Raw genomic sequence first — 24,774 nt, 5'->3', positions numbered from 1 at the left:
GCGGGTCGGAACCGGGTCGGTCTAGAGCCCGGGCACGCCGTCGAGGAAGCCGGTCACGTCCGCGAAGACCTCCGCCCGGTTCGTCTCGTGGAACACCTCGTGCCGGGCCCCGGCGTAGATCCGCTCGGCCGCCCGGCCCCCGGTCAGCCGCTCCACTCCGGTCCGGCTGCCGGGCAGCGGGACCAGCCGGTCGTCGCCGCCGTGCAACCACAGCACCGGCAGCGGCCCCACCTCGCCGCCCTCGCCGACGGTCTCCAGGGTCCGTACGAACGCCTCCAGCGTCGGCCGCTTCATCGGGCCGTGCCACACCAGCGGGTCGGCGGCGTACGCGGCGCCCACCGCCGGGTCGCGGGAGAGCGCGGCCGGGCTGATCGGGGTGTCCGGGATCTCGGACAGGGCGAGCAGACGTTCCGGCAGCTCCCAGGCACCGATCACCGGCCCCGAGAGGACGAGCGCGGCGAGCTCGTCGCCGTACCGCTGGGCGTACCGGGCCGCGATCAGACCGCCCATCGAGTGGCCGACCAGGACCAGCGGCAGGCCGGGGTGCGCGGTGCGGGCGAGGGCGGCCACGCCGTGCACGTCGGTGACGACGTCCTCGAAGTCCTCGATCACCACGCGTTCGCCGGCCGACCTGCCGTGACCCATGTGGTCGGGCGCGTAGACCGCCGCGCCGTGCCCGGTGAGGACACCCGCCAGCCCCTCGTACCGGCCGGAGTGTTCGCCGTAGCCGTGCACGACGAGGGCGGCGTACCGCGGCGCGGGGTGCTGCCACACGCGGGTGCTGATCGTGCCCCGGGTCCCGGTGAGGACGTGCTCGCGGGCGTCGGCCATGGCTCCTCCGGCTGCGTCGGTGAAGGTACCCGGGGATCTTCCCAGGGGGCCGGGCGGCGGTCTATAGTCCAAAACTAGCGGTGCTAATTAACAGCGGTGCCGATCAGCGGTGCCGGTCAACCCAGTGCTGATCCACAGCGTCGTCGGTCAGGAGTCCTTCCGTTGCGTCCCGTCCACTTCGCGGCCGCCCGCCGCACCCCCATCGGCAAACTGCGCGGAGCCCTGTCCCCGGTGCGCCCGGACGACCTCGCGGCGACCGTGATCCGCCACCTCGTGGCCGATGTGCCCTCGCTCGACCCGGCCCGGATCGACGACGTCTACTGGGGCGCCGCCAACCAGGCCGGCGAGGACAACCGCAACGTCGCCCGCATGGCCGCCCTGCTCGCGGGCCTGCCCGAGACGGTGCCCGGCGCCACGGTCAACCGGCTGTGCGCCTCGGGCCTGGAGGCGGTCACCCTCGCCGCCCGCACCGTCGCCGCCGGCGAGGCCGACATCGTGCTCGCGGGCGGCTCGGAGTCGATGAGCCGCGCCCCGTTCGTGCTGCCCCGCCCCGAGGAGGCCCTGCCGCACCGCATCGAGACCGCCGACACCCGCCTCGGCTGGCGGCTGGTCAACCCGGCGATGAAGGACCTGCACGGCCTGCTGTCCATGGGCGAGACCGCCGAGGAGGTCGCCGAGCGGTACGGCATCCCGCGCGAACGCCAGGACGAGTTCGCGCTGCGCAGCCACCAACGGGCCGCCGCCGCCCGCAAGGACGGCCACTTCGCCGACGAACTCCTGCCCGTCGAGCGCCCCGACGGCGTGGTCGTCGACGCCGACGAATGCGTCCGCGAGGACACCTCCGTCGAGAAGCTGGCGCGGCTGAAGCCGGTCTTCCGCGAGGGCGGCACGGTCACCGCGGGCAACGCCTCCCCGATGAACGACGGCGCCGCCGGACTCCTGCTGGTCAGCGAAGAGGCCCTGAACGAGCTGGGCCTTGAGTCCCTGGGCCGCTATGTCGCCGGCGCCTCGGCGGGCGTGCACCCGGACGTGATGGGCATCGGCCCGGTGCCCGCCACCCGCAAGGCCCTCGCCCGGGCCGGCTGGGAGATCACCGACATCCAGGAGGCCGAGTTCAACGAGGCCTTCGCCGCCCAGGCCCTGGCCTGCGTCGACCTGCTCGGCATCGACCCCGGCCTGGTCAACCCCAGCGGCGGCGCGATCGCCCTCGGCCACCCCCTCGGCTGCTCCGGCGCCCGCATCCTCACCACACTGCTGCACCGCATGCGCCGCACCGGCGCGGCACGGGGGCTGGCCACGATGTGCGTGGGGGTGGGGCAGGGCAGCGCGGTGCTGGTGGAGCGGCACTGAGCGCTCCGCTGGATGTGCCGTGATGTGCCGTCGTCCGACTGCGGCGCCGTCGTGGCTGGTCGCGCAGTTCCCCGCGCCCCTTCGGGGCGCTGCCGAACCGTGGCGGACCTCGCCGAGCCCGCTTGGCGGCACTGGCGGCACTGGCGGCAGCGGTTGCCAACTGGCGAGACGGCGCTTACGCCGCAAGATGCGTGCGCATAACATCGGCCCGGCATGAACACGATGACGCTCTGGCACACATCCGGGTGGGGATTCACCGCGCTCGCCTTCGCGGCGCTGCTCGTCGGCTTCTCCAAGACCGCCGTCAGCGGGGCCAACACCGTCAGCCTCGCCGTATTCGCCGCGGTGCTCCCCGCCCGGGCCTCCACCGGGGTGCTGCTGCCCCTGCTCATCGTGGGCGACGTGCTGGCCGTCCTCACCTACCGGCGGCACGCCCACTGGCCCACGCTGTGGCGGCTGTTCCCGGCGGTGGCGGCCGGAGTGGTCGTCGGCACACTGTTCCTGACGTGGGCCGACGACGGCGTCGTACGGACCTCGATCGGCGCGATCCTGCTGCTGATGGCGGCCGTCACGGTGTGGCGGCGGCGCCGGGCCGACACGGAGGAGGAGCCGGAGGCGGTCGGCAGCCGGGCGGGCCGGGTCAAGGCGCGTTCGTACGGCGTGCTCGGCGGCTTCACCACGATGGTCGCCAACGCGGGCGGTCCGGTGATGTCGCTGTACCTGCTGTCCGCGGGCTTCCGGAAGCTGGGCTTCCTGGGCACCTCGGCCTTCTTCTTCCTGATCGTGAACGTGTCCAAGGTGCCCTTCAGCGTCGGCCTGGGCCTGATCGACGGCCGCTCGCTGCTGCTGGACGCCGCCCTCGCGGTGTTCGTCCTGCCGGGTGCGCTGATCGGCAAATGGGCTGTGAACAGGATCAACCAGCGGCTGTTCGAGCAACTGGTGATCGCGGCGACGGTCGTGGGCGGGGTCCAGCTGCTACTGCGCTGACCCCCGCCGCAGCCCGAGCAGCCCGGGCAGGTCCGCGAACGAGTCCAGGACGTGGTCCGGGGTGCCGCTCGCCCTCTCGTGCGTCTCGGGCAGGTACTTGCCGGTCTTCACCAGCACGCCGGTGATCCCGGCGAGCTGGGCCGCGAGCACGTCCGACTCGATGTCGTCGCCCACCATCAGCGCCCGGTCCGCACCCACCCCCAGCCGGGCCAGCGCGGCCTCGAAGAAGGCGGGCGACGGTTTGCCGGTGACCTCGGCCTCGACGCCCGCGGCCTTCTCCAGCCCGCTGAGGAACGCGCCCGCGTCCAACTGGAGCCCCGCCTCCGTCCGCCAGTACAGATTGCGGTGCATGGCGACCAGCCGGGCCCCGCGCTGGAGATGCCCGAAGACCCGGTTGAGCGCCGTGTAGCCGAACTCGGGCCCGGCGCCGCCGACGACGACCACGTCGGGCACGGTGTCCTCGTCCTCGTCTTCGCCCGCGTTCTCGCCGACGAGGGTGATGCCACCGAGGTCCTCCTCGATGTCCCCGCTGTTGAGGAGGGCGCAGCGGGCGCCGGGGAACCGCTCGGCGATATGGGCGGCGGTCGCCGCGGGGGCGGTGAGGACGTCCTCGGCGGTGACGGGGAAACCGGCTCCCGACAGCGTTTTGGCGATCGACGCCCGGGTCCGGGACGTCGTGTTCGTCACCAGCGCCACGGCGAGGCCGGCCTCGCGGATCTCGCGCAGAGCCGCCACCGCACCCGGCAGCGGCTCCCACGACACGGTGAGCACTCCGTCGATGTCGATCAGCACGCCACGTACGGATTCCATGCCTGGACGATAGCGATCCGGCCCGCGGACCGGCCCGTACGCTGACGCCATGTCCCCGCACCTCACCACCCCGCACGTCCTCGTCCTCGGCGGCACCACGGAGGCCCGGCGACTGGCCGCCGGACTGACCGCCCGTGGCGGCGTCCGGGTCACGACCTCCCTGGCCGGGCGGGTGGCCCGCCCCGGGGCGCTGGAGGGGGAGGTCCGGACCGGCGGGTTCGGCGGGGCGGAGGGGCTGACGGAGTGGCTGCGGGCGCAGCGGGTGGACGCGGTCGTGGACGCCACCCATCCCTTCGCCGCCGGGATCACCGCCAACGCGGCGCGGGCCGCGACGGCGACCGGGCTGCCCCTGCTGGTCCTGCGGCGCCCGGGCTGGCGGGCCGCGCCCGGTGACCGCTGGCACCCGGTCCCCTCGCTCGGCGCGGCGGCCGACGCGCTGCCCGCACTGGGCCGCCGGGTCCTCCTCACCACCGGCCGCCTGGGCCTGTCGGCCTTCGCGCACCTGAGCGACCTGCACTTCGTCGTACGGTCGGTGGAGCCGCCCGAGCCGCCGATGCCGCCCGGCCTCGAAGTCCTCCTGGCGCGCGGCCCCTTCACCGTCGCCGGCGAACTCGAACTGCTGCGCGGCCACCGCATCGACGTGCTGGTGACCAAGGACAGCGGGGGAGGGGCGACCGCCGCCAAGCTGACGGCCGCCCGTGAACTCGGCCTCCCCGTGGTCGTCGTACGACGCCCCCCGCTACCGGAGGGAGTGACGGCGCTGCCTGACGAGACGGCCGTACTGGACCGGCTGGAAAGGCTGTGGCGCCCGGGCCACAACCCGCCGTGACCGATGCCCGCCACCGGGGGCAGCCGGGCCCCACGGCCTGCGAGACCGGCTCGACGACGCCGCCGCCCGCCTGACCCGGCGGCCGGTGGCGGGGCCGAACGACGGTCTCGCCCACGCGGCCGGGGACACTGTCGGCGCCGCCGTGACCGCCCGTACCGCCTGGCGCGTCATCGGCCTCAGGCGTCGTCCGGGCGCCGGCGCAGCAGGTACGTGTCCATGATCCAGCCCTTGCGCTCCCGGGCCTCGGCGCGCAGCCGCTCGATGCGGGGGGCGGCCTCGGCGATCGGCCCGGAGACGAGGATCTCGTCCGGGGTGCCTATGTAGGCGCCCCAGTAGATGTCGATGTCGTCGTCCGCGTACTGCCGGAAGGTCTGCTGGGCGTCCAGCATGACGACCACGTCGTCCACGTGCTCGGGGAAGCCCTCGGACAGCCGCCGCCCGGTGGTGATCTGCACCGGCCGGGCGACCCGGTTCAGCCCCGTACGGTGCCGGGCGGCGAGCGCGGAGACGCTGCTGATGCCGGGCACGACGTCGTACTCGAAGGCCACGGCGCCCCGCTCCAGCACCTCCTGGAGAATCCCGAGGGTGCTGTCGTACAGCGCCGGATCCCCCCACACCAGGAAGGCGCCGCGTTCGTCCTCGCCCAGCTCCTCGGTGATCAGCCGCTCGTAGATGCCGGCGCGGGCGCTGCGCCAGTCCCCGACGGCGGGGGAGTAGGCGGCGCCGCCCGCGCTCCGGTCCCGCTCCGGGTCCCGGGCCTCGACCAGCCGGTACGTCCCCGCCGGCAGGTGCGCGTCGAGCATGTCCCGGCGGAGCCGGGTGAGGTCCGACTTCACCTCACCCTTCTCCAGAAGGAAGAACACGTCCGTGCCGCGCAGGGCCTTGACCGCCTGAAGGGTCAGCTGGTCGGGGTCGCCCGCGCCGATACCGATGACATGAATCTTTCGCACGCCCCGAGTCTGCCGCATGCCACTGACAGTGCCCGCACCGCCACCGGCCACCGCACCCGGACCCGCCCCGCTACGCCCCTCGGAGGCGCGGCGCCCGGGTCTTCGCGTCGACCGGCTCACCGCCCCGCTCCACCGCCTCGGCCAGTTCCCGAGCCCAGGCGGCGACCCCGGCGAGGTCGATCCCGTACGGCCGTCGCTCCCCGCGGCCGTCCGCCCACTCCTCGACGGCGCCCGCCCCGCGCCGCAGCAGCCGCGCCCCGCCGGTGACGTTTCCCCGCGCGGCGTGCGTCAGCCCCACGGCGAGCTGCGCCAGCCCCCGCCACAGCGCCCGCTCGGAGTCCGGGCCCGACTTCCAGGCGTCCTCGAAGACCTCGTGCGCGTGGAAGGGCTTCCCCTCCGCCAGCAGCGCCTGCGCCTCACCGACGGTCTGCTCCGGGGTCCGCACGACCCCCTCCGGCTGCCGTGCCACTCCCGGTGCCCCGTACGGCAGGGGCCGCCCCAGCCCGTCCCGCGGCCGCGCGTTCCGCGCCCGCCCCTCACTGTCCCGGTCCCGTACGCTGCCCATACGCCCGATTCTGCCCCGGCCCGCGTCCCCCGTCCCGGGCGCCCCCTTCGGCCGCCCCCCGGCGTGCGGTAAAGTGCTGTCCGCGCGATCACACGGCCCACCGTGTGCGAGCGCACCGGGACGTGGCGCAGCTTGGTAGCGCACTTGACTGGGGGTCAAGGGGTCGCAGGTTCAAATCCTGTCGTCCCGACTTGTGCAACAGCGAGTCAGAGGCCGTATCGGACACACCGATACGGCCTTTCGCGTGTCCGGCGGACCACCGGCGTCGCCGGCTGACGGAGGAACCGGCGCGAGCCCTTGACCTCGCGTGCGCTCCAAGCCGAAGACTGCCCTTCGCGGGCCCACCACCGGGCGCGCGGGCGGAGGGAGCAGCAGCGTGAAGTACCGCACCATGGGGACCGACCCGGCGACCCGTCGCGAGGTGAGCGTGCTCGCCCTCGGCGCCATGCTGTTCGGGTCGCGGACCGACGAGAAGACCTCCTTCGCCGTCCTCGACCGGTACGTCGAGGCCGGCGGGAACTTCATCGACACGTCGGACAACTACGCCTTCTGGGAGGACGGCGGCCAGGGCGGCCAGAGCGAGGAACTGCTCGGCCGGTGGCGGCGCAGCCGGGGGATCGGCGACGAGATCGTGATCGCCACCAAGCTCGGGGCCCGGCCGCTCGCCCCCGGCACGAGCTACGTCGGCAACGCCGAGGGGCTGTCGGCGAAGGTGATCCGGGAGGCGGCCGAGCGCAGCCGGGAACGCCTCGGGGTGGAGCGGCTCGACCTGCTGTACGCCCACATTGAGGACCGCGCCGTCCCGCTGCGCGAGACCGTCGAGGGCTTCGCGGCCCTCGTCGCGGAGGGCACGGTCGGGCTGCTCGGCGTGAGCAACCACGCCGTCTGGCGGGTGGAACGGGCCCGCGCCCTGGCGGCCGCGGCGGGCCTGCCCGGCTACGAGGTGCTCCAGTACGAGCACAGCTACCTCAGGCCCCGCACCGACGTGCCCGGCGACCTCTTCCCGGACGGCAGCCTCGGCGGCGCCGACGCGCAGCTCCTCGACTATCTGCGCGCCGAGCCGGACCTGACCCTGGTCGCCTACTCGCCGCTCCTGAAGGGCGCCTACACCCGCCCGGACAAGCCGCTGCGGCCGGACCACGACCACCCGGGCACCCCCGCCCGGCTCGCCGTCCTGGCGGACGTGGCCCGGGAGACCGGGGCCACCCCCAACCAGGTGGTGCTGGCCTGGCAGACCGGAGGGCCGCTGCCGGTCGTCCCGCTGACCGGGACGTCGTCGGTGGCCCAGCTGGAGGAGAACCTCGCCGCCGTCGACCTGGAGCTCACCGAGGAGCAGCGGGCCCGCCTCGACGCCGCGCACTGAGCGCGCCGCCCGTCCGTCGTGGACGTACGCTCCTTCATGAGACCGAGGAGCGGGGCATGACCATACTTCCCACCGCCCATTCCCTGCGCAGCACCCCGGAGGGCTTCCTCTGGGAGCCCAGTGACCGCTGGGTGCGCGGGGTGAAGGGCGAGGTCACCGTCGTGGACAGCCGGCATCCCCTGCTGGTGTGGGAGCCCGGACTGCCCGTACCCCAGTACGCCTTCCCGCGGGCGGAGGTCCGTGAGGATCTCCTCCGCCCGGCGGCGCATCCCCCGACCGGCGCGCACGCCGGGTCGCGGGTCTTCTACGACCTCGACACCGGCGGCGAGCTGCTGCGGAACGCGGCCTGGACCTACCCCGGCCGCGATCTCGCAGGGCACATCACCTTCGCCTGGTTCCAGCGCCGGGACCCGGGCCTCGACCACTGGTACGAGGAGGAGGAAGAGATCTTCGTCCACCCCCGCGACCCGCACAAACGCGTCGACGCCCTGCCCAGCAGCCGCCATGTGGTCGTCGAGATCGACGGCACCGTGGCGGCGGACACCCGGCGGCCCGTGCTGCTGTTCGAGACGGGCCTGCCCACGCGGTTCTACATCCCCCGCGAGGACGTCCGCCTCGACCTGTTCGAGGCCACCGACCACAGCAGCAGGTGCCCGTACAAGGGCGTCGCCGAGTACTGGTCCTGGCGGGGCGACGCGGACGTGCCGTCGAACGTCCTGTGGAGCTACCCGGACCCCCTGCCCGCGGTGGGCGCGGTCAGGGGGCTCCTCGCCTTCTACAACGAGGCCGTCGACATCACGGTGGACGGCGAGCACCGCAAACGCCCCGTCACCCTGTTCACCTGGGCCCTGCTCAGCGGGCCCGAGGCCGGCGGACGCCAGGCGAGCACGGTCTAGCCGGGTCTAGGCGTCCGCGCGCGGCTCCCGTACGACCGCCACGTCGCCGGGGGCCAGCGTGACCGAGCCGGTCGTCTCCTTGCCGGTGAGGAGTTCGACGGCGCCCGCCGGGACCGCGATCTCGGCGCCCCGCCCGGAGTGGTCGATCAGGAAGACGTAGTCCGCGTCCGTGCCGCGCCGCCGGACCACCTCGACGCCCGCCGGCACCGCGCGGACCGGCTCCACGCCCGCCTCGGCCCGCACCCGGTCGAGGAGCGCGCCGAGGGTGTCCGGGTCCGGGAGCGTGGCCACGTACCAGGTCGTGCCCGTGCCGTGCGTGTGCCGGGTGACGGCCGGTACGCCCGCGAGGGGTCCGTCCGTGTACGAGGCGACCGCCTCGGCGCCCGCCAGGCGCAGCCGCTCCGACCACAGCGTGCCCGTGGCCTCTCCCGGCACGTCCCCGCCCAGGCCGACCCGCTCGCCGGGCAGCAGCGGGAACGGCTCGTCGGAGCGCACGCCCAGCGCCGCACGGAAGGCGCCCGGGTAACCCCCCAGCCGCACATGGCAGTTGGCGTCCACCATGCCGCTGTGGAAGCCCACCGCGAGGGTGCCGCCGCGCTCGGCGTACGAGGTGAGGTTCGCGGCGCCCGCGTCGTCGACCAGGTAGAGGCTGGGCGCCAGGACCAGGCGGTACCCGGCGAGGTCCGCGTCCGGGCGGACGAAGTCCACGGCGACCCCGGCCCGCCACAACGGCTCGTACCAGGCGCGCACCAGGTCCAGGTGGCGCAGCTCGCCGCTCGGCTGGGAGGGCAGTTCGAGGGCCCACTGGGCGTTCCAGTCCCAGACGATCGCGACCTCGGCCGTGCCCGTGCTGCCGCGCACCTCGGCCAGCGCCCTCAGGTCGGCGCCGAGCCGGACCACGTCCCGCCAGATCTGACTGTCGGTGCCGGCGTGCGGCAGCATCGCCGAGTGCCACTGTTCGGCGCCCGCCTTCGCCGCCCGCCACTGGAAGTAGGCGATGCCGTCCGCGCCGTGCGCCACGTGGGCGAGAGCGTTGCGGCGCAGCTCGCCCGGACCCTTGGCCCGGTTGACCGGCTGCCAGTTCACGGCGCCCGTGGAGTGCTCCATCAGCAGCCAGGGGCCGCCCGCCAGCGAGCGCATGAGGTCGCCGCTGAGCGCGATGTCGATGTGCGACTCGGGGTCCGTGGACCGCAGGTAGTGGTCGTTGGAGACGACGTCCAGCTCCGGGGCCCAGCGCCAGTAGTCCAGCGCCTCGAAGCTGAAGTTCACCATGAAGTTGGTGGTGGCGGGCGTGTCCGGGGCCGCGGCGCTCAGCACGTCCCGTTCCGCCGTGTACAGGGACAGCAGCTCGTCGGAGCAGAAGCGGCGCCAGTCCAGCTGGTGCGTGGGGTTGGGTACGGCGCCGGTGGCGCGGGGCGGGAGGATCTCGTCCCAGTCGTAGTACCACTGGCTCCAGAAGGTGGTGCCCCAGGCGTCGTTGAGGGCGTCCAGGTCCCCGTAGCGGGCCCGCAGCCAGCCGCGGAACGCCTGGGCGCTGGTGTCGCAGTAGCAGGCCGCGTTGTGGCAGCCGTACTCGTTGTGCACGTGCCACATCGCGACCGCCGGGTGGTCGGCGTACCGCCGCGCCAGCTGGTCCGCGATGCGCAGGGCCGCCCGGCGGTAGGCGGGGCTGGACGGGCAGAACGTCTGGCGGCTGCCGTACGACAGCGTGCGGCCGTCCCGGTCCACCGGCAGGGCCTCGGGGTGGGCGCGGAAGAACCAGGCGGGCGGGGCCGCGGTCGGGGTGGCGAGGTCGGCGGCGATGCCGTTCTCGTGCAGCAGGCCGAGGATTCTGTCCATGCGGGAGAAGTCGTACACGCCCTCGGCGGGCTCCATCAGCGCCCAGGAGAAGATGCCGACGCTGACCATGGTCACCCCGGCCTCGCGCATCAGGCGCACGTCCTCGGCCCACACCTCCTCGGGCCACTGTTCGGGGTTGTAGTCGCCGCCGTAGGCGATGCCGGGGACGGACAGGGTGCGCTTCATCGGGCGGCTCCGGTCAGGAGGCGGCGCGTGGTCTCCACGCCCCACTGGTCGAGGGAGAGCAGGCGGTCGCTGGAGGCCATCAGACCGCCGGTGGCCTCGACGTGGGCGGCCCAGCGCTCGCGGGTCTGGACGGCCGGGCGGGCCATCAGGCAGTCGGGGTCGTTGATCCAGAGCCGGCCGTGCTGCCACTGGCGGGCGGCGCCGGTGAACTCGGCCGGGTCCTGCCCGGGCTGGCTGAAGTCGCCGGCCTCGGGGTTGCGGTGCGGGGCCGTGTCGGGGCTGACCCGCATCGCGTCGAACAGGCCGAGGGAGGGCAGCATCGGGGCACCGCAGCCCAGCAGGTAGGCGTCGGCGCCGATGGCCTCACGGATCAGGCCGATGCCTTCCCGGTAGGCGGTCAGCGCGTCGACATCGGTGTGCCGCACGCCCTCCAGCGCGCCCGCGTACAGGAAGTCGGCCTTGAAGTAGTCGTACCCCTCGGCGCGCAGGGTCCGCAAGACGTCGGCCAGGCAGGCGGCGGCCTCGGGGTGGGTGGTGTCCAGGACGCACAGGTCGTGGCCCCAGTTGCGGCCGGCGTGCGCCGGGCCGCCCTGGGCGTCGCGGACCAGCCAGTCGGGGTGTTCGGCGGCCAGGTCGCTCGCCGGGTCCACCAGGAACGGCGCCGTCCAGATGCCCGCCCGGCGTCCGCGCGCCCGGATGGCGTCCGCGATGCCCTCCCGGGAGCGGAAGCGCCCGGAGAGGGTGAGCCAGTCGCCCAGCGCGCGCTGGTAGCCGTCGTCGATCTGGACGACGTCGACCGGCAGGTCGAGGGTGTCCATCGCGCGCAGGTTCTCGTGGATGTCGTCCTCGGTGACCTGGGTGAAGTACTCGTACCAGGAGCACCACACGGTCGGTGCCGGGCGCGGGGCGGGCAGCGCGAGGGCGCCGGCCCAGTCACCCAGCACCGACGGGATGTCCGTGCCGGTCCACTCCTTCACCGGGCCGTCGGCCGCCACCTCGGCGTGCTCGCCGGTGACGGTGAGGCGGACGGACGGCACTTGCCGGGTCGGGTCGGCCGCCGCCCACAGCCGCGTGGGGGAACCGTCGCCGGGGTCCAGGGCGAGCAGGCCCTCGCCCTGGAAGACACCGGCGGGCACTGCGACGCCCGGCCGGTAGCAGACGGTCGCCCAGTTGTCGTTCGTCGGGCGGTACGGCGCCTGGTCGAGGGCGTAGGCGCCGCTGGGGCTCCAGGACTGCCAGCCCTCCTCGTGGACGCGCGCGCGGCGCGGGTCCACGAGGACCGAGGCGACGGGGGTGAAGGGGTGGTGCACGGGGATCTCTTTCACAAGTGGGGCGTTCAGCCCTTGTTCGCACCCAGCGTCAGACCGCTCACGAACTGCCGTTGCAGCGCGAAGTACACGATCAGCGTGGGGATCGCGGTGAGCAGGGCACCGGCGGCGACCAGGTTGAGGTCGGTGAAGTACTGCCCGGAGAGGTTGTTCAGCGCCGAGGTGATCGGCATGTTCTCGCCGGTCGAGATCAGCACGATGGCCCAGAAGAAGTCGTTGTAGATCCAGATGGACAACAGCGTCGCCAGGGCCGCCATCGCGGGCTTGCACAGCGGCAGCACGATCTGCCAGTACATCCGCCACACCGACGCGCCGTCGACCAGCGCGGCCTCGGTGAGCTCGTGCGGCAGCATGCGCATGTAGTTGCTCAGCACGAACGCGCAGAAGCCGGACTGGAACGCCACGTGGATCAGCACCAGGCCGAGCGCGGAGTCGTACAGCTTGCCGCTCATCGTGATGCCGGGCAGGTCGATGAGCAGGTACATGCGGTACAGCGGGGTGATGATGACCTGCTGCGGCAGCAGGTTGCCGGCCGTGAACACCAGCAGCAGGAAGATGTTGAGCCGGAAGTCGAAGCGGCTGACGTAGAACGCGACCATCGACGACAGCAGCAGCGTCAGCAGCACGGCCGGGACCGCGATGATCAGCGTGTTGCCGAAGTAGTGCATCATGTCGGACTGCTGGAACGCGTTCGTGAAGTTTTCGAAGCTCAGCTTGTCCGGCCAGGAGACGTAGCCCTTGGTGCTGGTCTCCGAGTACGGCCGCAGCGCCGCGAAGACCGCCCACAACAGCGGGGCGAGCCAGGCCAGCGAGGTGACGACGAGGAACACGTGCAGCAGGACCCGGGCGGGGCGGACGGGCGTGCGCTGCTTGGCCAGCGCGCTCACGGTGCTCATGCGCGCCGCTCCTTCCGGAAGGTCGCGATCAGGTACGGGATGATGACCGCGAGGGAGATGACCAGCAGGACGACGGCTATCGCCGACCCGTAACCGATCCGGCTGGACTCGCCGATGATGTTGTTGGTGATCAGGATCGACAGCAGCTCGGTGCCCTGGGCGCCCTTGTTGAAGACGAACACCAGGTCGAAGGCGCGCAGCGCCTCGATGATGGTGACGACCAGGACGACCGTGTTGGTCGGGCGCAGGGTCGGGAAGATGACGTTCTTGAACGTCTGCCACTCGTTCGCGCCGTCCAGCGAGGAGGCCTCGCGCAGCGACGGGTCGACACCCTTGAGACCGGCCAGGTAGAGGATCATCATGTAGCCGGTGTGCCGCCAGGAGGCGGCGACCAGGACGGCCCACAGGTTCAGGTGCGGGTCGCCGATCCAGTCGATGTAGTGACCGGGCTTGTTGGCGCCGATGAGGCTGTTGATCAGACCCGTGTCGGGGTTGTAGACGAGCTGCCAGACGAACCCGGTGACGGCCAGCGACACCACGACCGGCAGGAAGAACGCGGTCTGGTAGACGCGGCTGAAGCGGATCTTCTTGTCCAGCTGGACGGCCAGGAACAGGCCCATCGGCGTCGGGATCAGGATGAGCACGACGAACCAGATGATGTTGTGCTGGACCGCCGGCCAGAACTGCGGGTTGTCGCTGAACAGTTGCTTGAAGTTGTCCAGCCCCACCCACTTGATGGAGTCGAATCCGATGCCGTCCCAGCTGGTGAAGGCGAGGGCGATCGAGGCGAGGGCCGTGAACCAGACGAGGGCCACGTGCAGGACGGTGGGCACGCCGGCCATGAAGCCGAGCGTGATGCGGTCACGGCGGGTCAGCAGGCGCTTGTGGCCCTGCGGGACCCGCTTCTTCTCAGGCGCGGGGCCCGGAGGCGGCGCGGGGGCCGCCTCCGGGCTCTTCGGAGTGATGTCGGTGGTCATGCGGAGGCGAAGATCTGCTTCTTCTGGCGGTCGATGGAGGACAGCAGGCTGTCGACGCCCTTGGGGTTCTGGAGGAACTTCTGCAGTCCGGGCTGCATCACCGTGGAGGTGAAGTCCGGCCGGGAGTCGCGGTCCATGAACTGGGTGAGGCTCTTGGCCTCACTGATCATCTTGTACGCCTTCTTCTGCAGCGCGGTGTACGAGGAGGTGTCGGCCTTGCTGGAGGCGGCCACCACGCTGTTGTCGGCCTTGAGGTAGACCTGCTCGGCCTCCGGGGTGCCCAGGAACTCCATCAGCTTCACGACGCCCGCGTGGTTCTTCGGGCTCTTGCTGACCATGAAGCCGTCGGTGGGCGCCTCGACGGTGTCCTGGCCGTACGCGGAGTTGATCTCCGGGAAGGCGAAGAAGTCGAGGTCCTCGAGGTCGGCCTTGTTGGTGAACTGCTGTCCGACGAAGGAGCCCAGGAGGTACATGCCGGCCTTCTTCGACACCAGGGTCTGGGCGGCGTCCTGCCAGGTGCGGCCCATGAAGCCGTCCTGGTGGTAGGGCAGCAGCTCGGCCCAGTGGTCGAAGACGGCCTTGACCTTGGCGTCGGTCCACGACTCCTTGCCCGCCATCAGGGACTTGTGGAACTCGTAGCCGTTGAGGCGGAAGTTGATCTGGTCGAAGGTGCCCATCGCCGGCCAGGCGTCCTTGTCGCCGAACGCGATCGGGACCAGGCCGTCCTTCTTCATCTTCTTGCAGAGCGCGACCAGCTGGTCCCAGGTGGTGGGAACCTCGTAGCCGTGCTGCTCGAAGACGCTCTTGCGGTAGAACAGCGCCCACGGGTAGGTGTACAGCGGCACGAAGTAGTACTTGCCGTCCTCGCCCTTGCTGAGCTGCTTCATCGCGTCAGGGAAGTTGTCCCCGATCTTGGCCCACACGTCGTCGATCGGCGAGGCGAGCTTCTTGGCCGCGAAGAACTGCATGCGGTAGCCGGCGAACCAGGTGAACACGTCGTCCGGCGTGCCCTGGAGGTAGGAGTTGATCTGCTCCTGGAAGGTGTTGTGGTCCTTCGTGTTCACATCGACCTTGATGCCGGACTTCTTGGTGAAGGCGGCGTAGATCTCGGCGAACGCCTTCTTGGGCACCGCGTCGGAGGAGTTGGAGCCGAGCGAGACGGTCTTCGGGTCGGAGGACGAGGACGAACCGCTGCTGCCACAGGCGGACAGCAGGGGTATGCCGGCGCCGGCGAGGAGGGCGGCTCCGCCCGCTCCGCGGAGCAGGGAACGGCGGCTGGGACCCGGGACGGCGAGGCCGGAAGGCGAGAGGCGCATGGCGGCTCCTGAAGGCAGGGTTCGGACAAGGGGGGAGCCGGCCTCCGAAAGGTTCTCGAAACCGATCAGAAACCAACTCGACCGAACATCGTGGGCGTAATAACAGCCGCATGTCCGCTCATGCGTCAATACCTTCCGTCCGTCTCGTGCGTCTCTTGCCCGAAACGTAATCGACACAGCCACCAGCGAATTCGTTCACAAAGTGACAGTCACGGTCTGACCAGCAGCTGGAAGTCGAAGGTGTACCGGGATGCCCGGTAGATGTGGGTTCCGTACTCGACCGGGCGGCCCGCGTCGTCGTAGGCCGTGCGCTGCATCGTGAGCAGGGCGGCGCCCTCCTCCTCGTCGAGGCGGGCGGCCTCCCCGGCGGTGGCCGAGCGGGCGCCGACGGTCTGCCGGGCGCTGTGCAGGGTGATCCCGGCGGAGCGCATCAGCCGGTACAGACCGGTCGACTCCAGCCGGGCCTCGTCGAGTTCGAGCAGGGCGGCGGGCAGGTAGTTGCAGAGGAACGCCACGGGCCGGCCGTGGGTGAAGCGCAGCCGCTCCAGGACGGTGACCTCACCGCCCTCCGCCATGCCGAGCGCGGCGGCCACGCCGGCGGCCGCCGGGACGCGCTCGTGGCGCAGCACCCGCGTCGTCGGACCCTGCCCGGCCGACTCCAGGTCGTCGTAGAGGCTGCTGAGTTCCAGGGGCCGTTTGACCTGGCTGTGCACGACCTGCGTGCCGACGCCCCGGCGGCGCACCAGCAGCCCCTTGTCGACCAGGGACTGGATGGCCTGCCGCACCGTCGGCCGGGACAGGCCCAGGCGTACCGACAGGTCGATCTCGTTGCCCAGCAGATCGCCGGGAACCAGAGCCCCGTGTTCGATCGCCGCCTCCAGCTGCTGGGCGAGCTGGTAGTACAGCGGGACCGGACTGGTCCGGTCCAGGGTGAAGTCGAGGGAGTCGAGCGCGGAAACAGCCACGGGGCGGGTGCGGGCACCGGTCCTCGGCATCGGGACACTCCTTGGGGCGTGGGGGAGGTTCAGAGGTGCCGGCGGCGGGCCGCGACCTGCCGGTCGTAGTCCTCGCGGGCCCGTACGGCGGCCTCGCGCGAGGCCGTCTCGGCGACGGGTACGTCCCACCAGGCCTCGGCCGGGGGAGCGGCGGGGTCGGGAGCGTGGAGGGCCGTCTCGACGTACACGCAGGTCGGCTGGTCGGCGGCGCGGGCCGTGGCGAGCGCCTCGCGCAGCTCCCGGACCGTCTTGGCGCGCAGCACGTCCATGCCGAGGCTGGCCGCGTTGGCGGCCAGGTCCACGGGCAGCGGGGCGCCCGAGAAGGTGCCGTCGGCCGCGCGGTACCGGTAGGCGGTGCCGAACCGCTCGCCGCCCACCGACTCGGACAGGCCGCCGATGGAGGCGTACCCGTGGTTCTGGATCAGCACCAGCTTGACGGGCAGCCGTTCCTGGACGGCGGTGACGATCTCGGTCGGCATCATCAGGTAGGTGCCGTCCCCGACCAGCGACCAGACCACGGCGTCCGGGGCCGCCTGCTGGACGCCGATGCCCGCGGGGATCTCGTAACCCATGCACGAGTAGCCGTACTCCAGGTGGTACTGGCGCGGGCTGCGGGCCCGCCACAGCTTGTGCAGGTCGCCGGGGAGCGAGCCCGCCGCGTTGATCACCACGTCCTCGTCGCCGGCCACCGCGTCCAGGGCGCCCAGCACCTGTGTCTGGGTCGGCACGGCGTCCTCGTCGTCGGCCCGGTAGGCGGCCGTCACGACCCGCTCCCAGCGCTCCTTGCCCGCGCGGTACTCCGCCTCGTACGCCGGGTCCACCCGGTGTCCGGCCAGCTCCTCGCGGAGCGCCTCCAGGGCGGTCCGCGCGTCGGCCACCACGGTTCGCGCGGCCAGCTTGTGGGCGTCGAAGCCGGTGATGTTGACGCCCAGGAAGCGGACGCCCGGGTTCTGGAACAGCGTGCCGGAGGCGGTGGTGAAGTCGGTGTACCGGGTGCCGACCCCGATGACCAGGTCGGCGGTGCGGGCGAGGTCGTCGGCGACCGCCGTGCCGGTGTGGCCGATGCCGCCCAGGTCGGCGGGATGGTCGTATCTGAGGGAGCCCTTGCCCGCCTGCGTCGAGGCGACCGGGATGCCGGTGGCCTCCACCAGCGCCCTGAGCGCCTCCTCGGCCCGGCTGTGGTGGACTCCGCCGCCCGCGACGATCAGCGGCCGCTCGGCGGCGCGGACGGCCCGTACGGCGGCGGCCAGTTCGGCCGGGTCCGGGGCGGGCCGGCGCACGTGCCAGACGCGCTCGGCGAAGAACTCCTTGGGCCAGTCGAAGGCCTCCGCCTGCACGTCCTGCGGCAGCGCGAGCGTGACGGCGCCGGTCTGAGCCGGGTCCGCCAGCACGCGCATGGCGCTCAGCGCGGAGGGGATCAGGGCCTCGGGGCGGGTGACGCGGTCGAAGTAGCGGCAGACCGGGCGCAGGGTGTCGTTCACGGACACGTCGGCCTCGGTCGGGTGTTCCAGCTGCTGGAGCAGGGGGTCGGCGGGACGCGTGGCGAAGGTGTCGCCGGGGAGGAGGAGCACGGGCAGGCGGTTGATCGTGGCCAGGGCCGCGCCCGTGACCAGGTTGGTCGCGCCCGGACCGATGGACGTCGTCACCGCCTGCGCGGACAGCCGGTCGAGGTGCCGGGCGTGTCCGACGGCCGCGTGCACCATGGCCTGCTCGTTGCGGCCCTGGTGGAAGGGCATCAGATCGGGGTATTCCAGGAGGGCCTGCCCGATCCCGGCGACGTTGCCGTGGCCGAAGATCCCCCAGGTGCCGGCGATCAGCCGGTGCCGGACGCCGTCGCGTTCGGTGTACTGGACGGAGAGGAACCGCACCAGCGCCTGCGCGACGGTCAGGCGGCGGGTTGACTGACTCGAGTGGCTCATGCCTCTCAGGTGTAAGCGCGGACGGCGGCACTGTCAATGATTTGTACTTACATTCTGACCTGCTTGTGAAATGATGTCTTAACAAAGTATTGACAGCGGGCGTGGCAGGGACTTGGATCGCGTCCCAGCGCAACAGCGTCCTTTCCCCCGTCGCACAGTGAGGTGCAGGACAAATGGACCGCTCTTCTCTCTCCCGCTCCCGCCGACTGGCCCCCGTCGTGGCCGTGGCAGCCGCGGCAGCACTGACCCTCGCAGGCTGCTCCAGCAGTTCGGGAGGGAAGAAGGCCGAGGAAGGCGGGGCGAACGCGTCCGCCGGCAAGGCCGACACCCCCCGCATGACGGTCGCCCTCGTCACCCACCAGGCGCCCGGCGACACCTTCTGGGACATCGTCCGCAAGGGTGCCGAGGCCGCGGCCGCCAAGGACAACATCAAACTGGTCTACTCGGCCGACCCTAACGCGGGCAACCAGGCCAACTACGTCCAGAACGCCATCGACCAGAAGGTCGACGGCATCGCCATCACCCTCGCCAAGCCCGACGCCATGAAGGACGTCGTGAGCAAGGCGACCGCCGCGAAGATACCCGTGGTCGGCCTCAACTCGGGCGTGAGCGACTGGAAGAAGCTGGGCCTGCTGGAGTTCTTCGGGCAGGACGAGTCGGTGGCCGGCGAGGCGCTCGGCAAGCGGCTGAACCAGGAGGGTGCCAAGAAGGTCGTCTGTGTCGTCCAGGAACAGGGCAACGTCGGCCTCACCCAGCGCTGCGACGGCGTGAAGAAGACGTTCTCCGGCAAGACTGAGACGCTGAACGTGAACGGCACCGACATGCCGTCCGTGAAGTCGACGATCACCGCGAAACTCAAGCAGGACTCCGCACTCGACTACGTGGTCGCCCTCGGCGCGCCCTTCGCGCTGACCGCCGTGCAGTCGGTGGACGAGGCGGGCAGCAAGGCCAAGGTCGCCACCTTCGACCTGAACAAGGACCTGACCAGCGCCATCAAGAAGGGCACCATCCAGTTCGCCGTGGACCAGCAGCCCTACCTCCAGGGCTACCTGGCGATCGACTCCCTCTGGCTCTACAAGAACAACGGCAACTACAGCGGCGGCGGCGAGCAGCCGGTGCTGACCGGCCCGGCCTTCGTCGACAAGTCCAACGTCGACACCATCGCCCAGTTCGCCGCGAAGGGCACCCGGTGATGAGCATGACCCAGCACGCTGAACCGGCGGTGGGCGGCGCGCCGCCGGGTGCGGGCCCCAGGAAGACCGACGGGCGCACCGCCGAACGCCCCCTGGTGATCAGGCTGCTGGCCCGCCCCGAGGTGGGTGTCTTCCTCGGCGCCGCGGCCGTCCTGGTCTTCTTCCTGATCGCGGCGCCCACGGTCCGCCAGGGCAGCTCGATGGCCACGGTCCTCTACCAGTCGTCGACCATCGGGATCATGGCGCTGCCCGTGGCCCTGCTGATGATCGGCGGCGAGTTCGACCTGTCGGCCGGTGTCGCCGTGATCACCTCGGCGCTCACCGCGAGCATGCTCAGCTACCAGCTGACCATGAACGTATGGGTCGGTGTGATCGTCGCGCTGTTCGTCTCGCTCGGCATCGGCGCCTTCAACGGCTGGATGGTGGTCCGCACCGGACTGCCCAGTTTCCTGGTCACCCTGGGCACGTTCCTGATCCTCCAGGGCGTCAACCTCGCGGTCACCAAGCTGGTCACCGGCAACGTGGCCACCGACGACATCAGCGACATGGACGGCTTCGACCAGGCGAAGAAGATCTTCGCCTCCTCGTTCGACGTCGGCGGAGTGCAGGTCAAGATCACCGTGGTGTGGTGGCTGGTCTTCGCGGCCCTCGCCACCTGGGTGCTGCTGCGCACCAAGTACGGCAACTGGATCTTCGCGGTCGGCGGCAACAAGGACAGCGCCCGGGCCGTCGGCGTCCCGGTGAACTTCACCAAGATCACGCTGTTCATGGCCGTGGGCTTCGGCGCCTGGTTCCTCGGCATGCACCAGCTGTTCTCCTTCAACACCGTGCAGTCCGGTGAAGGTGTCGGTCAGGAACTTCTCTACATCGCCGCGGCGGTGATCGGCGGCTGTCTGCTGACCGGCGGCTACGGCTCGGCGATCGGCCCGGTCTTCGGTGCCTTCATGTTCGGCATGGTCAGCCAGGGCATCGTCTACGCCGGCTGGAACCCCGACTGGTTCAAGGCCTTCCTCGGCGTGATGCTCCTCGGCGCCGTACTGATCAATCTGTGGGTCCAGCGCGCCGCGACCAGGAGGTGACCCGATGACGACCAACGGAACCGGAACCCACGGCGTGGTCCTCGAGGACGCGGTGCCCCCCGCGGACGGGGCGATCGTCGAGCTCCGCAACGCGGGCAAGTCCTACGGCAACGTCCACGCCCTGCACGGCGTCGACCTCAAGGTCCACCCCAGCCGGGTGACCTGCGTGCTGGGTGACAACGGTGCGGGCAAGTCCACCCTCATCAAGATCATCTCGGGGCTGCACCAGCACACCGAGGGCGACTTCCTCGTCGACGGCACCCCCGTGCGCTTCTCCACCCCCCGCGAGGCCCTCGACCGCGGCATCGCCACCGTCTACCAGGACCTCGCCACCGTCCCCCTGATGCCGGTGTGGCGGAACTTCTTCCTCGGCTCGGAGATGACCCGCGGCCCCTGGCCCGTGCGCCGACTCGACATCGCCCGCATGAAGGCCACCGCCGACGAGGAACTGCGCAACATGGGCATCATCCTCGACGACCTCGAACAGCCCATCGGCACCCTCTCCGGCGGCCAGCGCCAGTGCGTCGCCATCGCCCGCGCCGTCTACTTCGGCGCCCGGGTGCTGATCCTCGACGAGCCGACCGCCGCCCTCGGCGTCAAGCAGTCCGGTGTGGTGCTCAAGTACATCGCCGCCGCCCGGGAGCGCGGCCTCGGCGTCATCTTCATCACCCACAACCCCCACCACGCCTACATGGTCGGCGACCACTTCAGCGTCCTGCGCCTGGGCACCCTGGAACTGTCCGCCGACCGTAGCGAGGTCAGCCTGGAGGAGCTGACCAACCACATGGCCGGCGGCACCGAACTCGCCGCCCTCAAGCACGAACTGGCCCAGGTCCGCGGCGTCGACGTCGAAGAACTCCCCGAGGAGGAAGACCTCACCGCGCCCGTGGCGAGCTCTCCGGAAGGGACCTCCTGACCATGGCCAACGCCCTCGACCGCATCCGGGTGGGCTCGGCCCCCGACTCCTGGGGCGTCTGGTTCCCCGACGACCCGCAGCAGGTGCCCTGGCGGCGCTTCCTCGACGAGGTCGCCGAGGCCGGCTACTCCTGGATCGAGCTGGGACCGTACGGCTATCTGCCCACCGATCCGGCCCGGCTCACCGACGAGTTGCAGCAGCGGAACCTGAAGGTGTCGGCGGGCACGGTCTTCACCGGCATGCACCGCGGCCCGTCCGTCTGGGAGGCCACCTGGGAGCACGTCAGCCAGGTCGCCGCGCTCACCCGCGACATGGGGGCGAAGCACCTTGTCGTCATCCCCTCCTTCTGGCGGGACGACAAGACCGCCGAGATCCTCGAACCGCCGGAGCTGACGGCCGAGCAGTGGGCCCACCTCACCAAGGGCATGGAGCGGCTCGGCCACGAGGTCCAGGAGGTGTACGGCCTCGACCTGGTCGTCCACCCGCACGCCGACACGCACATCGACACCGAGGACCACGTCGAGCGGTTCCTCGACTCCACCGACTCCGAACTGGTCAACCTCTGCCTGGACACCGGGCACTACGCCTACTGCGGAGGCGACAGCGTCAAGCTGATCGAGACCTACGGCGAGCGGATCGGCTATCTGCACCTCAAGCAGGTCGACCCGGACATCCTGGCCGACGTGGTCAAGAACGAGGTGCCGTTCGGCCCGGCGGTCCAGCGCGGGGTGATGTGCGAACCGCCCGCCGGAGTACCCGAGTTGGAGCCCGTGCTGACCGCGGCGCAGCAGCTGGGTGTGGAACTGTTCGCCATCGTCGAGCAGGACATGTACCCGTGCGAGCCGGACAAGCCACTGCCCATCGCGGTACGCACCCGGCAGTTCCTGCGCTCCTGCGGGGCCTGAGACGCAGGAAACGGGAGTGCCCGCACGTCCCGTCGACAGGCGGTGGCGTGCGGGCACTCCTATTCTGGGAACAGCCGACTCCTGGATGCAGCCGGCGTCGGGAGTACGCCCATGCCGCACACGTCAGCACGACTGCGCAGAGGGGCTGTCGCCGCCGCCGCGGTGGGGATGCTGGCGCTCCCGGCCGCGGGCTGGACCACCACCGGTCCGCCGCCTGCCTCCCCCTCCTCGGCGTCTCCTTCCTCGGCGTCTCCTTCCCGGGACGACGTGCGTGACCTCACGCCCGCCGTGCGGCGGCAGCTCGACGCGGCCGTGCGGGGCGTCATGCGCGAGGCGAACGTCCCCGGCGTCACCGTCGGACTGTGGACACCCGACAAGGGCCGGTACGTGAGGTCCTTCGGCGTCGCGGACAGGGCGACCGGCCGGCCGATGTCCTCCGACCTGTACATGCGGATCGGCAGCGAGACCAAGACGTTCACCGTGACGGCGCTGCTGGAACTGGTCGACCAGGGCAAGGCGGGGCTGGACGACACGATCGACCAGTACGTCGACGGCGTGCCGAACGGCGACCGGATCACCCTGCGACAGCTGGCCGGCATGCGCAGCGGACTGTTCAACTACTCCGAGGACGACGACTTCTTCAAGGCGCTGACGTCCGATCCGCGACGGCCGTTCACCCCGCGACAGCTGCTCGACTACGCCTTCAGGCATCCCGTGCTGTTCCCGCCGGGGGCGAAGTTCGACTACAGCAACACCAACCTGATCCTGCTCGGCCTGGTCGTCGAGCGGCTGAGCGGCCTGTCGCTCGCCGACTACGTCCACCGGAACGTCCTGGGCCCCGCCGGCCTCGACCACACCCTCTTCCCCGCCGGCGACGAGTTCCCGGCACCGCACGCCCAGGGGTACACGAACCAGACCGCGACCGGCAGGGTCGAGGACTCGGCGGACTGGAACCCGTCCTGGGGCTGGGCGGCCGGCGCGATGATCTCCGACCTGGACGACCTGCGGGTCTGGGCGCGCACGGTCGCCACCGGACAACTGCCCGACGGCCGCACCCTGATCAGCCCCGCCACCCAGAAGCAGCGGCTCACCACACCCCCGACGACCGTTCCGGGCGCCGGATACGGCCTGGGCATCTTCGACGTCCAGGGCTGGATCGGCCACAACGGCTCCCTGCCCGGCTACGAGTCCCTCACCGTCTACCTCCCATCGGCCCGGGCGACCCTCGTCGTGCTGCTGAACACCGACATCGACCACCGGGGGACCGAGCCCAGCACCCTCTTCGGCGAGGCCATCACCAAGATCGTCTCCCCGGACCATGTTTTCGACCTGCCCGCGGAACCGGCGGCGCGGTGAGAACGTTGAAGAGGGTGACGGGCTGTGGCCACCGTGACGGGGAGGACCGGATGAACGGCGAGTCGAAGGACGAGGGCACACAGAGCACACAGAGCACGCAGGACACCGCCGAGGCCGCCGCGCGCCGGTCCCGGTTCGGGACGCTGCCGGAGCCGGTGCGGCTGGCGGACACGGTGGAGGAACGGCCGGCCACCCGGCCGGACCCGGCGCGTGACGCCTACGATCCGGACGAGTGGCTGGTTCGTTACTGCCTGTGAGGGCCTGAGGGCCGCTCAGGCGCCGCGGACCTCCGCGATGGTCACCGGCCGGTGCTCGTGCAGCGACAGGGTGCAGGCCTCCGCGATCCAGCCGGCCTCCAGGGCGTCCGCGATCGTGCAGGGGGAGGGCCGGGTGCCGGCGACGACCTCGGTGAACGCGGTGAGTTCGGCGCGGTAGGCGTCGGTGAAGCGGTCCATGAAGAAGTCGTGCGGGGTGCCGGAGGGGAAGGTCACGCCGGGCTCGACGGAGCGCAGCGGGAGCTTGTCGTCCAGACCGACGGCGATGGAGTCCGTGAAGCCGTGCAGCTCCATCCGGACGTCGTAACCGCGGGCGTTGTGGCGGCTGTTGGAGATCACCGCGATCGTGCCGTCGTCGAGGGTGAGGAGCGCGCCGGTGGTGTCGGCGTCGCCCGCCTCCTTGATGTAGTCGGCGCCCCGGTTGCCGCCGACCGCGTACACCTCGGTCACCTCGCGGCCGGTCACCCAGCGGATGATGTCGAAGTCGTGCACGGAACAGTCGCGGAAGATGCCGCCGGAGGCGGCGACGTACGCGGCCGGGGGCGGGGCCGGGTCCAGCGTCGTCGAGCGGACCGTGTGCAGCTTGCCCAGCTCACCGGCCCGTACGGCGGCCCGCGCGGCCACGAAGCCGGCGTCGAAGCGGCGGTTGTAGCCGATCTGGACCGGTACGTCGCTGCCCTCGACGGCCTTGAGGACCCCGACGCCCTCCCGCATGGTGCGGGCGACGGGCTTCTCGCAGAAGACGGGGACCCCGGCCTCGACGCCGGCCACGATCAGGGCGGGGTGGGCGTCGGTGGCCGCGGCCACCACGAGAGCGTCCACCCCGGCGGCCAGGACCGCCTCGGGCGAGTCCGCGACCTCGGCGCCGAACCGCTCGGCGGCGGCCTTGGCCGCGTCCGCGAACGGGTCGGCGACGACGAGGGACTCGACGGCGTCGAGCCCGGAGAGGGTCTCGGCGTGGAAGGCGCCGATGCGGCCGAGGCCGAGGATTCCGATACGCATGCCGGTGCTGC

General features: G+C 71.5%; 23 protein-coding genes and 1 tRNA gene. 12 read left to right on the top strand and 12 right to left on the bottom strand.

Going from position 1 to position 24,774, the window contains the following annotated elements:
• Positions 1–21: 21 nt before the first annotated feature.
• Positions 22–831 carry an alpha/beta hydrolase gene (locus ACFY01_RS03200; RefSeq protein ID WP_390733889.1) on the bottom strand — a complete coding sequence of 270 codons (810 nt, stop codon included), beginning with the start codon at positions 829–831 and terminating at the stop codon, positions 22–24.
• Between the two features lie 162 nt (positions 832–993).
• Here ACFY01_RS03200 and ACFY01_RS03195 point away from each other — a divergent pair, with 162 nt between their 5' ends.
• The gene (locus tag ACFY01_RS03195) at positions 994–2,181 is read left to right on the top strand and encodes a thiolase family protein (RefSeq protein ID WP_390733888.1); all 1,188 of its coding nucleotides are present in this window, start codon (positions 994–996) and stop codon (positions 2,179–2,181) included.
• A gap of 213 nt (positions 2,182–2,394) precedes the next feature.
• Complete coding sequence (locus tag ACFY01_RS03190) at positions 2,395–3,168, top strand: sulfite exporter TauE/SafE family protein (protein ID WP_390733887.1); 774 nt, start codon at positions 2,395–2,397, stop codon at positions 3,166–3,168.
• On the opposite strand, the gene ACFY01_RS03185 is transcribed toward ACFY01_RS03190, so the two are convergent.
• Positions 3,157–3,978, bottom strand: coding sequence for an HAD-IIA family hydrolase (locus ACFY01_RS03185; RefSeq protein WP_390733886.1), 822 nt, complete (start codon positions 3,976–3,978; stop codon positions 3,157–3,159). The genes ACFY01_RS03190 and ACFY01_RS03185 overlap by 12 nt on opposite strands.
• A 49-nt stretch (positions 3,979–4,027) precedes the next feature.
• Between ACFY01_RS03185 and ACFY01_RS03180 the strand changes: the two genes are divergently transcribed.
• Positions 4,028–4,807, top strand: a complete 780-nt coding sequence (locus tag ACFY01_RS03180) for a cobalt-precorrin-6A reductase (protein ID WP_390733885.1) — start codon at positions 4,028–4,030, stop codon at positions 4,805–4,807.
• A gap of 176 nt (positions 4,808–4,983) precedes the next feature.
• On the opposite strand, the gene cobF is transcribed toward ACFY01_RS03180, so the two are convergent.
• Together cobF and ACFY01_RS03170 are read right to left on the bottom strand one after the other, a co-directional pair.
• Positions 4,984–5,757, bottom strand: a complete 774-nt coding sequence (cobF, locus tag ACFY01_RS03175; protein ID WP_390733884.1) for a precorrin-6A synthase (deacetylating) — start codon at positions 5,755–5,757, stop codon at positions 4,984–4,986.
• 70 nt (positions 5,758–5,827) lie between these two features.
• On the bottom strand, positions 5,828–6,322 hold the full coding sequence (locus ACFY01_RS03170; RefSeq protein ID WP_390733883.1) for a DUF309 domain-containing protein: 495 nt from the start codon (positions 6,320–6,322) through the stop codon (positions 5,828–5,830).
• Between the two features lie 116 nt (positions 6,323–6,438).
• Between ACFY01_RS03170 and ACFY01_RS03165 the strand changes: the two genes are divergently transcribed.
• The 3 genes from ACFY01_RS03165 (at position 6,439) to ACFY01_RS03155 (ending at position 8,581) form a co-directional block, all read left to right on the top strand.
• Positions 6,439–6,512: transfer RNA gene (locus ACFY01_RS03165), tRNA-Pro, on the top strand.
• Between the two features lie 186 nt (positions 6,513–6,698).
• Positions 6,699–7,685: an aldo/keto reductase gene (locus ACFY01_RS03160; protein ID WP_390733882.1), complete on the top strand. Its 987-nt coding sequence runs from the start codon at positions 6,699–6,701 to the stop codon at positions 7,683–7,685.
• 56 nt (positions 7,686–7,741) lie between these two features.
• Positions 7,742–8,581, top strand: coding sequence for a DUF427 domain-containing protein (locus ACFY01_RS03155; RefSeq protein WP_390733881.1), 840 nt, complete (start codon positions 7,742–7,744; stop codon positions 8,579–8,581).
• 6 nt (positions 8,582–8,587) lie between these two features.
• Here the strand turns inward: ACFY01_RS03155 and ACFY01_RS03150 are convergent, their stop codons facing one another.
• The 7 genes from ACFY01_RS03150 to iolD form a co-directional block, all read right to left on the bottom strand.
• Positions 8,588–10,606, bottom strand: coding sequence for a beta-galactosidase (locus ACFY01_RS03150; RefSeq protein WP_390733880.1), 2,019 nt, complete (start codon positions 10,604–10,606; stop codon positions 8,588–8,590).
• Positions 10,603–11,916, bottom strand: a complete 1,314-nt coding sequence (locus ACFY01_RS03145; RefSeq protein ID WP_390733879.1) for a glycoside hydrolase family 36 protein — start codon at positions 11,914–11,916, stop codon at positions 10,603–10,605. Before ACFY01_RS03145 ends, ACFY01_RS03150 begins: the two co-directional genes overlap by 4 nt.
• Before the next feature lie 26 nt (positions 11,917–11,942).
• A complete protein-coding gene (locus ACFY01_RS03140; protein ID WP_390733878.1) occupies positions 11,943–12,830 on the bottom strand; it encodes a carbohydrate ABC transporter permease in 888 nt (295 codons plus the stop codon).
• A complete protein-coding gene (locus tag ACFY01_RS03135) occupies positions 12,827–13,807 on the bottom strand; it encodes a carbohydrate ABC transporter permease (RefSeq protein ID WP_390733877.1) in 981 nt (326 codons plus the stop codon). The genes ACFY01_RS03140 and ACFY01_RS03135 overlap by 4 nt, the downstream gene beginning before the upstream one ends.
• Entirely contained in the window at positions 13,804–15,123 is a 1,320-nt protein-coding gene (locus ACFY01_RS03130) for an ABC transporter substrate-binding protein (RefSeq protein WP_390733876.1), read from the bottom strand. The genes ACFY01_RS03135 and ACFY01_RS03130 overlap by 4 nt, the downstream gene beginning before the upstream one ends.
• 209 nt (positions 15,124–15,332) lie before the next feature.
• Positions 15,333–16,118 carry a GntR family transcriptional regulator gene (locus tag ACFY01_RS03125; RefSeq protein ID WP_390733875.1) on the bottom strand — a complete coding sequence of 262 codons (786 nt, stop codon included), beginning with the start codon at positions 16,116–16,118 and terminating at the stop codon, positions 15,333–15,335.
• Positions 16,119–16,147: 29 nt separating this feature from the next.
• Entirely contained in the window at positions 16,148–18,037 is a 1,890-nt protein-coding gene (gene iolD, locus ACFY01_RS03120) for a 3D-(3,5/4)-trihydroxycyclohexane-1,2-dione acylhydrolase (decyclizing) (RefSeq protein WP_390733874.1), read from the bottom strand.
• A gap of 173 nt (positions 18,038–18,210) precedes the next feature.
• Here iolD and ACFY01_RS03115 point away from each other — a divergent pair, with 173 nt between their 5' ends.
• From ACFY01_RS03115 to ACFY01_RS03090, 6 genes are all read left to right on the top strand, one after another.
• On the top strand, positions 18,211–19,230 hold the full coding sequence (locus ACFY01_RS03115) for a sugar ABC transporter substrate-binding protein (protein WP_390733873.1): 1,020 nt from the start codon (positions 18,211–18,213) through the stop codon (positions 19,228–19,230).
• Positions 19,230–20,309, top strand: coding sequence for an ABC transporter permease (locus tag ACFY01_RS03110; RefSeq protein WP_390733872.1), 1,080 nt, complete (start codon positions 19,230–19,232; stop codon positions 20,307–20,309). The genes ACFY01_RS03115 and ACFY01_RS03110 overlap by 1 nt, the downstream gene beginning before the upstream one ends.
• Before the next feature lie 4 nt (positions 20,310–20,313).
• Positions 20,314–21,225: an ATP-binding cassette domain-containing protein gene (locus tag ACFY01_RS03105; protein ID WP_390733871.1), complete on the top strand. Its 912-nt coding sequence runs from the start codon at positions 20,314–20,316 to the stop codon at positions 21,223–21,225.
• Positions 21,226–21,227: 2 nt separating this feature from the next.
• Positions 21,228–22,130, top strand: a complete 903-nt coding sequence (locus ACFY01_RS03100; protein ID WP_390733870.1) for a sugar phosphate isomerase/epimerase family protein — start codon at positions 21,228–21,230, stop codon at positions 22,128–22,130.
• 111 nt (positions 22,131–22,241) lie between these two features.
• Positions 22,242–23,486: a serine hydrolase domain-containing protein gene (locus tag ACFY01_RS03095; protein ID WP_390733869.1), complete on the top strand. Its 1,245-nt coding sequence runs from the start codon at positions 22,242–22,244 to the stop codon at positions 23,484–23,486.
• Positions 23,487–23,536: 50 nt separating this feature from the next.
• Positions 23,537–23,743 carry a hypothetical protein gene (locus tag ACFY01_RS03090; RefSeq protein WP_390733868.1) on the top strand — a complete coding sequence of 69 codons (207 nt, stop codon included), beginning with the start codon at positions 23,537–23,539 and terminating at the stop codon, positions 23,741–23,743.
• Between the two features lie 15 nt (positions 23,744–23,758).
• Here ACFY01_RS03090 and ACFY01_RS03085 read toward each other — a convergent pair whose 3' ends face one another.
• Positions 23,759–24,763, bottom strand: a complete 1,005-nt coding sequence (locus ACFY01_RS03085; RefSeq protein ID WP_390733867.1) for a Gfo/Idh/MocA family oxidoreductase — start codon at positions 24,761–24,763, stop codon at positions 23,759–23,761.
• Between the last annotated feature and the right edge of the window lie 11 nt (positions 24,764–24,774).

Source organism: Streptomyces sp. NPDC001480, from assembly GCF_042894725.1.
Lineage (GTDB): Bacteria > Actinomycetota > Actinomycetes > Streptomycetales > Streptomycetaceae > Streptomyces.
Note: the sequence above shows the minus strand (reverse complement) of the source record. Positions and strands in the feature narration are given on the sequence as shown.

What these genes read in the sequence shown, in the direction of transcription:
- ACFY01_RS03200 (WP_390733889.1), bottom strand. Translation starts at nt 831, where the DNA reads ATGGCCGACGCCCGCGAGCACGTCCTCACCGGGACCCGGGGCACGATC.
- ACFY01_RS03190 (WP_390733887.1), top strand. Translation starts at nt 2,395, where the DNA reads ATGAACACGATGACGCTCTGGCACACATCCGGGTGGGGATTCACCGCG.
- ACFY01_RS03185 (WP_390733886.1), bottom strand. Translation starts at nt 3,978, where the DNA reads ATGGAATCCGTACGTGGCGTGCTGATCGACATCGACGGAGTGCTCACC.
- ACFY01_RS03180 (WP_390733885.1), top strand. Translation starts at nt 4,028, where the DNA reads ATGTCCCCGCACCTCACCACCCCGCACGTCCTCGTCCTCGGCGGCACC.
- ACFY01_RS03170 (WP_390733883.1), bottom strand. Translation starts at nt 6,322, where the DNA reads ATGGGCAGCGTACGGGACCGGGACAGTGAGGGGCGGGCGCGGAACGCG.
- ACFY01_RS03155 (WP_390733881.1), top strand. Translation starts at nt 7,742, where the DNA reads ATGACCATACTTCCCACCGCCCATTCCCTGCGCAGCACCCCGGAGGGC.
- ACFY01_RS03150 (WP_390733880.1), bottom strand. Translation starts at nt 10,606, where the DNA reads ATGAAGCGCACCCTGTCCGTCCCCGGCATCGCCTACGGCGGCGACTAC.
- ACFY01_RS03140 (WP_390733878.1), bottom strand. Translation starts at nt 12,830, where the DNA reads ATGAGCACCGTGAGCGCGCTGGCCAAGCAGCGCACGCCCGTCCGCCCC.
- ACFY01_RS03135 (WP_390733877.1), bottom strand. Translation starts at nt 13,807, where the DNA reads ATGACCACCGACATCACTCCGAAGAGCCCGGAGGCGGCCCCCGCGCCG.
- ACFY01_RS03130 (WP_390733876.1), bottom strand. Translation starts at nt 15,123, where the DNA reads ATGCGCCTCTCGCCTTCCGGCCTCGCCGTCCCGGGTCCCAGCCGCCGT.
- ACFY01_RS03125 (WP_390733875.1), bottom strand. Translation starts at nt 16,118, where the DNA reads ATGCCGAGGACCGGTGCCCGCACCCGCCCCGTGGCTGTTTCCGCGCTC.
- iolD (WP_390733874.1), bottom strand. Translation starts at nt 18,037, where the DNA reads ATGAGCCACTCGAGTCAGTCAACCCGCCGCCTGACCGTCGCGCAGGCG.
- ACFY01_RS03115 (WP_390733873.1), top strand. Translation starts at nt 18,211, where the DNA reads ATGGACCGCTCTTCTCTCTCCCGCTCCCGCCGACTGGCCCCCGTCGTG.
- ACFY01_RS03110 (WP_390733872.1), top strand. Translation starts at nt 19,230, where the DNA reads ATGAGCATGACCCAGCACGCTGAACCGGCGGTGGGCGGCGCGCCGCCG.
- ACFY01_RS03105 (WP_390733871.1), top strand. Translation starts at nt 20,314, where the DNA reads ATGACGACCAACGGAACCGGAACCCACGGCGTGGTCCTCGAGGACGCG.
- ACFY01_RS03100 (WP_390733870.1), top strand. Translation starts at nt 21,228, where the DNA reads ATGGCCAACGCCCTCGACCGCATCCGGGTGGGCTCGGCCCCCGACTCC.
- ACFY01_RS03095 (WP_390733869.1), top strand. Translation starts at nt 22,242, where the DNA reads ATGCCGCACACGTCAGCACGACTGCGCAGAGGGGCTGTCGCCGCCGCC.
- ACFY01_RS03090 (WP_390733868.1), top strand. Translation starts at nt 23,537, where the DNA reads ATGAACGGCGAGTCGAAGGACGAGGGCACACAGAGCACACAGAGCACG.
- ACFY01_RS03085 (WP_390733867.1), bottom strand. Translation starts at nt 24,763, where the DNA reads ATGCGTATCGGAATCCTCGGCCTCGGCCGCATCGGCGCCTTCCACGCC.